8 protein-coding genes and 1 other RNA gene are annotated in these 11,448 nt (G+C 68.2%); 2 read left to right on the forward strand and 7 right to left on the reverse strand.

The window, feature by feature from the left end; all coding sequences use genetic code 11:
* Positions 1-29: 29 nt before the first annotated feature.
* From ABTV68_RS10900 to ABTV68_RS10910, 3 genes are all read right to left on the reverse strand, one after another.
* Positions 30-3,017, reverse strand: a complete 2,988-nt coding sequence (locus ABTV68_RS10900; protein ID WP_433673689.1) for a bifunctional [glutamine synthetase] adenylyltransferase/[glutamine synthetase]-adenylyl-L-tyrosine phosphorylase — start codon at positions 3,015-3,017, stop codon at positions 30-32.
* 7 nt (positions 3,018-3,024) lie between these two features.
* The gene (glnA, locus tag ABTV68_RS10905; RefSeq protein WP_433673690.1) at positions 3,025-4,365 is read right to left on the reverse strand and encodes a type I glutamate--ammonia ligase; all 1,341 of its coding nucleotides are present in this window, start codon (positions 4,363-4,365) and stop codon (positions 3,025-3,027) included.
* 71 nt (positions 4,366-4,436) lie between these two features.
* Positions 4,437-4,652: an SPOR domain-containing protein gene (locus tag ABTV68_RS10910; RefSeq protein WP_433673692.1), complete on the reverse strand. Its 216-nt coding sequence runs from the start codon at positions 4,650-4,652 to the stop codon at positions 4,437-4,439.
* Between the two features lie 86 nt (positions 4,653-4,738).
* Between ABTV68_RS10910 and ppgK the strand changes: the two genes are divergently transcribed.
* A complete protein-coding gene (ppgK, locus tag ABTV68_RS10915; RefSeq protein WP_433673693.1) occupies positions 4,739-5,494 on the forward strand; it encodes a polyphosphate--glucose phosphotransferase in 756 nt (251 codons plus the stop codon).
* A 57-nt stretch (positions 5,495-5,551) separates the two neighbouring features.
* Here ppgK and rnpB read toward each other — a convergent pair.
* The 4 genes from rnpB to ABTV68_RS10935 form a co-directional block, all read right to left on the reverse strand.
* Positions 5,552-5,909, reverse strand: an RNA gene (gene rnpB / locus ABTV68_RS10920) — RNase P RNA component class A.
* A gap of 29 nt (positions 5,910-5,938) precedes the next feature.
* Positions 5,939-7,654 (reverse strand): bifunctional 3'-5' exonuclease/DNA polymerase, encoded by a 1,716-nt coding sequence (locus ABTV68_RS10925; protein WP_433673694.1) that lies wholly within the window; start codon positions 7,652-7,654, stop codon positions 5,939-5,941.
* Positions 7,655-7,670: 16 nt separating this feature from the next.
* Entirely contained in the window at positions 7,671-8,399 is a 729-nt protein-coding gene (locus tag ABTV68_RS10930) for a zinc ribbon domain-containing protein (RefSeq protein ID WP_433673695.1), read from the reverse strand.
* A 29-nt stretch (positions 8,400-8,428) separates the two neighbouring features.
* Positions 8,429-9,088 (reverse strand): TetR/AcrR family transcriptional regulator, encoded by a 660-nt coding sequence (locus tag ABTV68_RS10935; protein WP_433673696.1) that lies wholly within the window; start codon positions 9,086-9,088, stop codon positions 8,429-8,431.
* A gap of 98 nt (positions 9,089-9,186) precedes the next feature.
* On the opposite strand from ABTV68_RS10935, the gene ABTV68_RS10940 reads away from it, so the two are divergent.
* The gene (locus ABTV68_RS10940) at positions 9,187-11,439 is read left to right on the forward strand and encodes a glycoside hydrolase family 3 N-terminal domain-containing protein (RefSeq protein ID WP_433673697.1); all 2,253 of its coding nucleotides are present in this window, start codon (positions 9,187-9,189) and stop codon (positions 11,437-11,439) included.
* Positions 11,440-11,448 lie beyond the last annotated feature (9 nt).

Consider the following 11,448-nt stretch of genomic DNA (forward strand, 5'->3'; position numbering starts at 1 on the left):
TCTCTCCTCCATGGGTACGCGGGCGGAGCTCACCCGTAGAACAGCTTCTCGAACACCCGGCGTGATCGACGCGTCGTCGCCAGGTAGTCCTCTTCCACCTGCGAGGCGGATCGCGGCGGGTATCCGAGCAGGCGCGCGATGCCGTCGAGTTGGCGTCGATCGGTCGGAAGCACGTCACTCGTCCGTCCGGTGAGCAGCGTGTTGGCCGAACGGAGCCTGCTAGACAAGAGCCACGCCGCACGCAGCCGCTCGGCGTTCGCATCGTTGACAATGCCTTCCGCCCGCGCCACCTCGAGCGCATCGAGGGTCGACGTGGTGCGCAGCCCAGGAACTCGGTGCGCGTGCTGGAGCTGCCACAGCTGGACCAGCCACTCGACGTCGCTCAGCGATCCGGGCCCCAGCTTCAGGTGGCGCTTGCGGTCGACGCCCTGCGGCAGCCGCTCGTTCTCCACGCGCGCCTTGATGCGCTTGATCTCGCGTACCGCCGCGGGCTCCGCTGTTGCGGGATACCGCACCTCGTCGGCCAGCGCGAAGAACGCCCCGATCAGGTTGTGGCTGCCAGCTGCTCCGCGCGCTCGCAGCAGCGCCTGCGCCTCCCACGGATGCGACCAGCGGCCGTAGTACTCGCCGTACGCGTCGAGCGAGCGGGCCATCGGACCATTGCGCCCCTCCGGACGCAGGTCGGCATCCAGATCGAGCGGCACGCGCGGATCTTCGCTCAACCGACGCAGCTCGGACACCAGTTTCAGGGCGAGCTGCGTGGCCCGCTCCTCCGGAACGTCCTGTGCATCGAACACGAACATGATGTCGGCATCCGAACCGAAGCCCAGTTCGCGTCCGCCGAAGCGGCCCATCGCGATGACCGAGAAATCCAGTGACGCATCTTCCGGGCGCACCACCTCACGGCGTGCTGCGCGGAGCGTCGCCTGGATCGTCGCCTCGGTGATCGAGGTCAACGACTCCGCCAGCTCGGTGATGGTGGTGACATCGAGCAACGCGGCGATCGCGGTACGCAGCAGTTCACGTCGGCGCAGCGCGCGCACCGATTTCATCGCCTCTTCGCTGGTGCTGTGGCGGTCCTGGATCGCCCGCGCCTCATCGAGCAGGGCCGGTACCGTGCGCGGGCGGAGCATCTCGGGATTGTCGAGCCAGGCGACCGACTCAGGAATCCACTCCATGAGCTCACCCGCATATCGCGAGGAGGTGAGCACACGCGTGAGGTGCTCCGCCGCCTGGGAGGAATCGCGCAGCATACGCAGGAACCAGGGCGTGTTACCGAGACGCTCCGAGATGCGTCGGAAGGCCAGCAGGCCGTAATCGGGGTCGATGCCCTCGCTGAACCAGCGCAGCATGACCGGCATGAGGTGTCGCTGAATCGTCGCCTTCCGGCTGAGCCCGGAGGTGAGCGCACCGATCGTCCGGAGCGCGCCGGCGGGGTCGCGGAAGCCGATCGCGGCGAGGCGGCTGTGCGCCTCGTCGGCGGTGAGCGCGCGCTCGTCCTCGCTGAGTCCGGCCACGGCACTGAGCAGCGGTCGGTAGAACAGGCGCACGTGGATCTCCCGCACCTGGCGCCCCAGCTGCTCCCACATGGCCTGGATCTCCTCGCCGGTCTCGGCGAGTCGTGAGGCGCGAGCGAGAAAGCGCAGCCCGTCGGGCGTGCGAGGCATCAGGTGGGTACGACGCAGGCGGTGCAGCTGCAAGCGGTGCTCCCACACGCGCAGCACACGGTACGCGCGGGCGAACGCGGCGGCATCGTCACGTCCGATGTAGCCCTCCGTCACAAGCGCGTCGAGGGCGGCGACCGTCCCCCGCTGACGCACCGCGTCATCGCTCAGGCCGTGCACAAGCTGCAGCAGCTGCACGGTGAACTCGATGTCGCGCAGTCCCCCGGCCCCGAGCTTCAGCTGGTAGCCCTGATCCTCCGCGGGAATGTGCTCCATCACCCGCTCTCGCATGCGCTGCACGCTCTCGACGAAGTTCTCCCGTGCGGCGCTGCTCCAGACCTTTGGTGCCAGGGCGGCGACGTACTGCTCGCCCAGATCGAGATCGCCGGCGATCGCACGCGCCTTCAGCAGCGCCTGGAACTCCCAGCTCTTCGCCCAGCGCTCGTAGTACGTGAGGTGCGACTCGAGGCTGCGCACCAGCGCGCCCTGCTTGCCCTCGGGACGGAGGTTGGCGTCAACCTCCCACAGCGCCGGCTCCGCCTCGGTGCCGGACAGTCCTCGCATGGTCTCCACGGCCAGACGCGTCGCGGCATCAATGGCGCGGGACTCGGAGATCACCTCTTCGTCGGTCGTGCCGCCGACGAAGATGACGTCGACGTCGCTCACGTAGTTGAGTTCACGGGCACCGGTCTTTCCCATCCCGACGATCGCCAGTCGTGTCGCGGCGATCTGCTCTCGGCTGAACGCGGCGAAGGATCCGGCGCTCACGCGCGTGCGTGCGACCGCGAGCGAGGCCTCCAGCGCCGCCGCTGCCGCGTCGGCCAGAGCCGCCGCGACCTCATCGAGCACGGCGACGGCGTCGGGGGCCGCGAGGTCGAAGGCCGCGATGCGTGCCAGCATGCGGCGATACCGAACGCGCAGGTCGATCCACGCCGACTCATCGCCCCGAGCGGCGAATCCATCGACCGCACCGACCGATTCGAGCAGCTCATCACGGAGCTCGGCGGCGGTGGGAAGGCGCTGAGGAACTTCCGCGAGGCCGGTGAACTCGGCGGGCCGACGGAACACGAAGTCGCTCAGCCCCTCGGATGCGCCGAGCACTCGCCAGAGCGCCTCGATGCTCTCGGGCGAGCGCGGAGCTCGACGGGCAGCGTCCGAGTCGCGACGCGCGACGCGCAGAAGGCCCCGCAGTGCCGCGTCTGCGTCGGCCGCCACTCCTGCCGATGCAGCCAGGTCCGCCGTCTCGATCCCCGTGAGATCGGAGAGTTCCACGAGGGCATCGCGCGCTTCGCTCAGCTCGGTGAACCCGCGTCGTGCCAGTTCTGTCAGCGACAGGGCGCGTTCCCGCTCCACCGTCACCTCAGAGCATCTCGAGGTTGGTCTTCAATTCGAACGGCGTCACCTGGGCCCGGTAGTCGGCCCATTCCTTACGCTTATTGTTCAGCACGTACTGGAAGACCTGCTCGCCGAGAGTCTCGGCGACCAGCTCGGACTCCTCCATGTACTCCAGCGCGTGATCGAGGCTCGCCGGCAGCGGCGTGTACCCGAGCGCACGTCGTTCCGCGTCGGTGAGGGACCACACGTTGTCCTCGGCCTCCGGCGGGAGCTCGTACCCCTCTTCGATGCCCTTGAGCCCGGCCGCCAGCATGAGCGCGTACGCGAGATACGGGTTGGCTGCGGAGTCCAGCGCGCGGTACTCGACGCGCGTGGACTGCGTCTTGTTCGGCTTGTACATGGGCACGCGAATCAGTGCCGAGCGGTTGTTGTGCCCCCAGCACACGAAGCTCGGCGCCTCGTCGCCGCCCCAGAGCCGCTTGTAGGAGTTCACGAACTGGTTGGTGACAGCGGTGATCTCGTTCGCGTGGCGCAGGAGCCCGGCGATGAACTGCCGCCCGACGCGCGAGAGCTGGTACTGCGCGCCCTCCTCGTAGAAGGCGTTGGTGTCACCCTCGAACAGCGACATGTGCGTGTGCATACCCGAGCCGGGATGACCTGACAGCGGCTTCGGCATGAAGGTGGCGTAAACGCCCTGCTCGATGGCCACCTCCTTGATCACCGTGCGGAACGTCATGATGTTGTCGGCTGTGGCCAGCGCGTCCGCATAGCGGAGATCGATCTCGTTCTGACCGGGACCACCCTCGTGGTGGCTGTACTCCACCGAGATGCCGATGTCCTCGAGCATGCGCACCGAACGACGACGGAAGTCGTGCGCCGTACCACCCGGCACGTTGTCGAAGTAGCCGGCGGAGTCGACCGGCACAGGTACGCCGTCGGGACCGAGCTGCGAAGACTTCAGCAGGTAGAACTCGACCTCGGGGTGCGTGTAGAAGGTGAAGCCGGCATCCGCTGCCTTCGCCAACGCCCGCTTGAGAACGTGGCGCGGGTCGGACACCGCAGGACGGCCGTCCGGCGTGGTGAGGTCACAGAACATCCGCGCGGTCGGATCGGTCTCGCCGCGCCACGGCAGGATCTGGAACGTCGCCGGGTCCGGCTGCGCGAGCAGATCGGACTCGTACGTCCGCGTCAGGCCCTCGATCGCCGAGCCGTCGAAGCCCAGTCCTTCGGCGAAGGCGCCCTCCACCTCGGCTGGTGCCAACGCGACGGACTTCAGCGTCCCGGTGACATCGGTGAACCACAGGCGGACGAATTTGACCCCGCGCTCCTCGATGGTGCGAAGAACGAAGTCGCGCTGCTTGTCCATTAGATCCTCTCCTGGCCTGGTGCCAGACTACTGGGCTGCCGCCCTGCTCCCGCCGTTCGCGACGCTGGAGTTCACGAACCCCAGGAGTCCTCCTGCGCTTCTTCCTCCGCCCAAGCGCGCGAGCGTGCCTGCAGTACCTCGGGGGCGTTCGCTGCCTCGGCCGCTGAGTGGAACGGACCGATGCGGTCGTATCCCGGCGATTCCATGCCTTCCTCGACGGCACCCGTCTTCGGGTTGAACCAGAACGTGCCGGCTTCGGCGGGATCGGGCAGATTCGTCTCGGACATGGGTCCTCCTTCGTCGTGATCAGCCTACGGTCGAGACCCCCTCTCGACCAGCATCGGGCGGCGCGTCACGCCAGTAGGCTGAACGCATGACTACTTCGCGTGCGATCGGTGTCGATATCGGCGGCACCGGCATCAAGGCCGGCATCGTGGACCTGGAGAAGGGCGAGCTGATCTCGTCCCGCGTTCGCGTGTCGACGCCCGAGGGCGCCGAGCCGAAGGACGTGCTCGCGGCCGTCCAGCAGGTGCTCGAGACGCTCGAGGTCGCCGACTCTGATCTCCCGCTCGGTGTGGCCTTCCCAGCCATCGTGAAGCGCGGGATGACGCTGTCCGCCGCCAACATCTCGCCGCTGTGGGTGAACTTCGAGGCCGAGAAGTTCTTCGAGAACGGGCTCGGACGAGACATCACCTTCGTCAACGACGCGGACGCGGCCGGCGTGGCAGAGGTCCGTCACGGGGCAGCGCGCGGTCAGGAGGGTCTGACGATCCTCACCACGCTCGGCACGGGAGTCGGCTCCGCCTTCCTCTACAACGGCGTGCTGATTCCGAACACCGAGCTGGGTCACCTCAAGCGCAAGGACAAGTCCATCGAGAAGTGGATGGCGTACTCGGCGAAGGAGCGCGACGAGCTGTCGTGGAAGCAGTGGGCCAAGCGCCTGCAGGAGTTCTACGCACACGTCGAGTTCATCTTCTCCCCCGACCTGTTCGTTGTCGGCGGCGGCGTCTCCAAGCACCCGGACGAGTTCCTGCCGCTCCTGGATCTGAAGACCCCGATCATTCCGGCGGTTCATCGCAACGCCGCGGGAATCATCGGTGCCGCCAGCCTCGCCGGCGACGGACACTGAGACCGACGGAAAGGAGCCTCGTCGCGTGACGAGGCTCCTTTTCCATTCGCCAGGGGGTGAACGGGCCGGCCGATACGCCGGGTTCTGTCCGGTGATGAATCACCGTGACGGCCATCTCTCTCGGCGACACGTTGCCGTGCCGCTCCAGCGACCTACCCGAGGACTCGGCGAGCCGCGTCAACATCCTCTGTCTGGTCTTGCTCCGGGTGAGGTTTACCGAGCAGATCGTGTCACCACGACCCCTGGTGGTCTCTTACTCCACCCTTTCACCCTTACCGGGACGGATCCCGGCGGTCTTCTCTCTGTGGCACTGTCTCGCGGATTACTCCGGGTGGGCGTTACCCACCACCCTGCCCTGTGGAGCCCGGACGTTCCTCGGTGCGGTTTCCCGCCACGCGACCGTCTGGCCGACCCGTTCTCCCCCAGTCTACGCCGGGCATCGCGCTACTTCGACGCGTCCTCGCCGATGCGGAGATCGAGACGGAAGTCGAGCGGGAAGTCGCCGAACAGCAGGCGCCCGGCGGCATCCGCCGCATCTGCCACGATCTGTGCGGTGGTCTCGGCCAACGATGCCGGGACGTGCAGCATCACCTCGTCGTGCAGGAAGAAGGCCAGATGTGCGCGACGGCTGAACACCGGCCCCGAGGCGGGCGCGACCTCGTCCGGACGTGCTTCCGGGAGCGCCTCCAGGCGCGTGCGGATCTCCGCCAGCCACACCAGGGCCCACTCCGCCGCCGTGCCCTGCACCACGAAGTTGCGGGTGAAGCGGCCGCGATCCTTCGCCCAGCGCCGCGCTCGTTCCTCGTCGCTGCCGCGCGCGTCCGCATCGGACGCGCGGCGCTGAACGCCGATCCACTCGTCGCCGGGTTCCGGCGATGTCCGACCGAGCAGGGTCGGCACCCGGCCCCCGTCCTCCCCCGTGCGCGCGGCCTCGTCGACGAGTGCCATCGCCCGCGGAAAAGCGCGACGCAGGCGCGGTACGAGCCGCCCCGCTTCCCCGGTGGTCGACCCGTACATGGCCCCGAGCACAGCGATCTTCGCCTCCTGGCGGGTGGCGACGATGCCCGCCTCCACCAAGCCGGTGTAGAGGTCCCGACCGCGCGCCGCATCCGCCATCGCCCGGTCCCCCGACAGCGCGGCCAACACGCGCGGTTCCAGCTGCGACACATCCGCAAGCACCAGCACCCAGCCCGGATCAGGACGCACGACGGGACGGAGCTGACGCGGCAGCTGCAGCGCCCCGCCACCCGCCGATGCCCATCGCCCGGTCACGACGCCGCCGGGAATGTAGATCGGACGGAAGCGCCCATCGTGCACCCACTCCGCAAGCCAGGCGCGACCGTTCGCGCTCTGCAGGCGCGTGATGCGTCGGTATTCCAGCAAGGGCTCGATCGCGGGATGATCGATCTCGGCCAACTCCCACTTGCTGGTGGACTCCACGAGGATGCCCGCGCGGTGCAGTCCGCGCAGGAGTTTCGGCTGGCTGTCCAGACTGAGCGACGGATCGCCCAGCAGCTCACGTACCTGCGCGCCGAGCTCAGCGATCCGACGCGGGGTCCCCGTCGCGTCGCGCGGGCCGAGTTCTGTGTCCAGGATGGCCTCGTGCGTCGGAACGTGCCACGGCAGGCCCGCCGCGCGCAGCTCCGCAGCGATGAGCGCCCCCGCCGACTCGGCGACTGTCAACAGGCGCAGCCGACCGTCGACCGAATCGAGGATGGCGCGCTGACGGGCGAACTCGGCCAGAGCGTCATCGAAGCCGTGCGAGACGCCGCGCGGCGCGTCGTCGAGATCGAACAGGGCGTCCACGCGAGGTGCTTCGAGATCCACCCCCGCGTCCCACCCTGACGGTGTGCGCAGTTGCTGAGCGTGGGGATCAGACGCGGGAACCAGCGCGGAATCCCGCAGAATCACGTGACACAGGCGGAGATCCAGACAGCGCTGGACGCGCACACCGGCGGAGAGAATGTTCGGATACCAGTGTGCGGTATCGCTCCACACCCACCGGGGCCGGATCGTTCGCTCCTGCTCCGCGATCCACCCCGGCAGGTCAGCGCGAGCGAGGTCGACGCGTTCGATCTCGTCCTGATCACGGAGGGACACCTCCACCCTGTCGCCGCGCGAACCGACCACGGCCCACACGGTGGCAGCGGGTGCGGTCATCGCCGAACGCGCGTGGTCACAGCCCTGACTCGTCGGTACGGACGAGGATGGCACCGCACTGCGGGCAGAACAGGACATCATCCGAAGCAGCCGCAGCCACCTCGGCCAGATCGCTGCCGGAAAGCTCCATGCGGCAGGCCTCGCACATGCGGGCACGCAGCAGGCCCGCGCCGTTGCCGGTCCGAGCGAGCCGGTCGTACTGTGCGAGCAGCGCCTCGGGCACCGTCCCAGCGACGGCATCGCGATCGCGGCGCAACTGCTCCACGGCGGTCGTCGCGTCGGCGACCTGTGCCTTCGCCTCCGCTGTCAGACGGGACCCCTCCGCGTTCGTCTCGGCGATCACCGCCTCCTGCTCGGCAACGCTGGCCTCGGCGGTCTCCAGCTTCTCCATCGCCTCGAGTTCCGCATCCTCCAGGTCGTTGAGACGCTTCGCGAGGTTGGTGATCTCGTTCTCGAGCGCCACGGCCTCCTTCGCCGACGCGCTGGTGAGACGCTCCTTGTCACGCTCGCGCCGGGCCCGGGCGGTGGTGACGTCCGATTCGATCCGGCCGATCTCGGCCTTCAGGTCATCACGGACGCCGATGCGCTGCATCAGCTCCTGCGTCTGGGTGGCGCGCTGTGACGTGAGCTCGGCGATACGTGCACGATGCACCGGATTCGTGCGCTGGTGCTCAGCGTGCTTCAGGCGACGGTCAATGTCCGCCACGTCGAGGAGGATGCGCTGGTCTGCCTGGCTCGCTTTCACTCCACCAATCTACCGTGCGGTCGCGGCTCTCACCGGTCGGCGAGAATCTCGTCCACGCTGCCGAGGATCGGCTCATCCTCGTCGATCACCGCGCGCACGATGGCGTTGATCGCGAATGCGGTCGCCCGCCCCAGATCGACATCACCCGGGGCGTGCAGCCACTGCACCTGAAGTCCGTCCATGACACCGAGAATCGCGACCGCGGCATCGGCGATCACGGAGGCGTCGGCGACACCCCGCTCTGCGCACATCTCCGTGAACGCGTCCGTGATCTCGTGTCGCAGCGTGCTGTATCGCCCAGCGAAGTAGTCGCGGGCGGGGTGACTCTCGGTGACCGACTCCCCCGACAGAACGACGAAGGACTGGACGATCCCGGCTCGTCGCGCGTTCGTGAACGCGGTTCGAATGAGGTGGCGGAACAAGTCCGCTCCTCCCGGAATGTGCTGCTCGGCCAGGTGCTCCACATCCGTGCGGTCCCGGAAGGTGAGCACGTCCAGCAGCAGCTGATCCTTCGAGCCGAAATGATGCAGGATGCCCGCGTGGGTCATCCCGACCTGGTCAGCGATGTCCGAGAGCGTGCCTCCAGCAAATCCCTTCGCACCGAACACCTCCGTCGCCGCGCGAAGAATGTCCCGTCGCTTCTCCAGGGTCTCGGGACGCGGCTTCGCCGCCCTGCTCATTGCCGACATCGAGATCTCCTTCGGCGCGAGTTCTTACTTACTCGTCAGTAACGTTAGCATTCCAAGCAGCCGTACCCGGTTGCACGGGAGCACCGAGAGGATTCGCTATGACCACGAGGCCGCCCTATCAGGACGCGACCCTTCCCATCTCCGACCGCGTCGACGACCTCGTCTCGCGAATGAGCGTGGAGGAGAAGGTCGGGCAGATGATGCAGCTCGATGCCCGCGACGACATCGAGGACCAGGTGCTGCGCAAGCACGTCGGCTCGATCCTGCACGCCTCGCCGGAGCGCCTGCAGCAGGCGCATGAGCTCACCGACAGCACACGGCTGCGCATCCCGCTCATCGTGGGCGAGGACTGCATTCACGGCCACTCCTTCTTCGGGGGCGCCACCATCTATCCCACCCAGCTCGGCATGGCGGGATCGTGGGACGCACAGCTCATCGAGCAAGCCGCTCGCGCGACGGCGGTCGAGGTCGCGGCGACGGGCATCCACTGGACCTTCTCCCCCGTGCTGTGCATCACGCGCGACCTCCGGTGGGGTCGGGTGAATGAGACGTTCGGGGAGGATCCGTACCTAATCGGCGAGCTCGCCTCCGCCATGGTGCGCGGATATCAGGGCGAGGGACTGACCGATCCCACGGCGATTCTTGCGACGGCGAAGCACTTTGCCGGCTACTCGGAGACGCAGGGTGGCCGGGATGCCAGCGAAGCGGACATCTCCCGTCGCAAGCTGCGCTCGTGGTTCCTGCCGCCGTTCGAGCGCGTCGCGCGCGAGGGCGCGCGTACCTTCATGCTCGGCTACCAGTCCACCGATGGCGTGCCGATCACGGTGAACGACTGGCTGCTCACCGAAGTCCTCCGTGGCGAGTGGGGCTACACCGGTACTCTCATCACCGACTGGGACAACGTCGGCCGCATGGTCTGGGAGCAGCGGGTGCAGCCGGACTACGCGCACGCCGCCGCTGCCGCGGTCATCGCGGGCAACGACATGATCATGACCACACCCGGGTTCTTCGAGGGTGCGCTGGAGGCGATCGACGCGGGCCAGCTGACCGAGGCGGACCTGGACCGCGCGGTGCGACGCATCCTCACCCTCAAGTTCGAGCTGGGGCTGTTCGAGGATCCGCGCCGTCCCGATGCGGATCGGATCGCCGCCGTGCTGAACACGCCGGAACACCGGGCGCTGAACCTGGAAATCGCACGGCGGTCCCTCGTGCTGCTCGAGAACGACGGGGTCCTCCCCCTCACGGGCCAGACGGCTCAGCCCGCGCGCCGCGTTGCCGTGGTGGGACCGCTCGCGGACGACGCACAGACCCAGCTGGGCGACTGGGCCGGAAACTCCGGCCAGGCCGGGTGGCTGCCGGACGGCCAGCCCCGCGAGCTGATCACGACGGTGCTGGATGGTTTCCGCCGGTTCGCACCCTCGGGCTGGGAGGTCACCTTCGGTCGCGGTGCAGATGTGCTCACGCTGGAGGCAGACCCGGCCGGCGAGTTCTTCCCCGACGGTCAGCCCCGCCCGCAGGTCGTGGTCCCGGCCGAGCCCGATGAGGCGCTCATCGCGGAGGCGGTGGCTCAGGCCGAGGCCGCCGACTGCGTGGTCGCCGTGGTCGGCGACGTCATCGATCTCGTCGGTGAGGGGCGTTCGACGGCCACGCTGGAGCTGATCGGCGGGCAGATCGCCCTCCTCGACGCACTGGCGAAGACCGGAACGCCGATGATCGTGGTGCTGCTGGCGTCCAAGCCCCTGGTCCTGCCCCCGTCCGCACGCAACGCGGCGGCGATCATCTGGGCCGCATCTCCCGGTATGGAGGGCGGACGCGCGATCGCGGAGCTGTGCCTCGGTCTCATCGAGCCCAGCGGGCGGCTGCCGATCTCGTTCGCGCGGCACGTGGGCCAGCAGCCCACGTACTACAACCAGATCCGCGGCCAGCACGGCGACCGCTACGCCGACCTCACGCAGGCACCGGCGTGGCCGTTCGGGCACGGCCTGTCCTATACGACTGTCACCTACGACGGCATGGTTCTCGACGCCGAGTCATACACGCGCGACGAGACCGTGCGCGCCCGCGTGACGGTCACGAACGCGGGGACGCGACCCGTCCGGGAGACGGTGCAGGCGTACGTGAGCGACACGATCACGTCGGTCAGCTGGGCGGACAAGGAGCTGAAGGGGTTCGTCCAGGTCGATCTCGCGCCGGGTGAGACGCGCGAAGTGTTGCTCGAGGTGCCGGTGACCGACTGCACGATCGTCGACGCCGAGGGGCACCGCATCGTCGAGTCGGGTGCGTTCGAGCTGCGCGTCGGCCCGTCGAGTGACGAGGCGCGATTGCTGCGCGCGACCTTCACCGTGAACTGACGCGATTGG

Source organism: Microbacterium gorillae (genome assembly GCF_050990725.1).
Classification (GTDB): domain Bacteria; phylum Actinomycetota; class Actinomycetes; order Actinomycetales; family Microbacteriaceae; genus Microbacterium; species Microbacterium gorillae_A.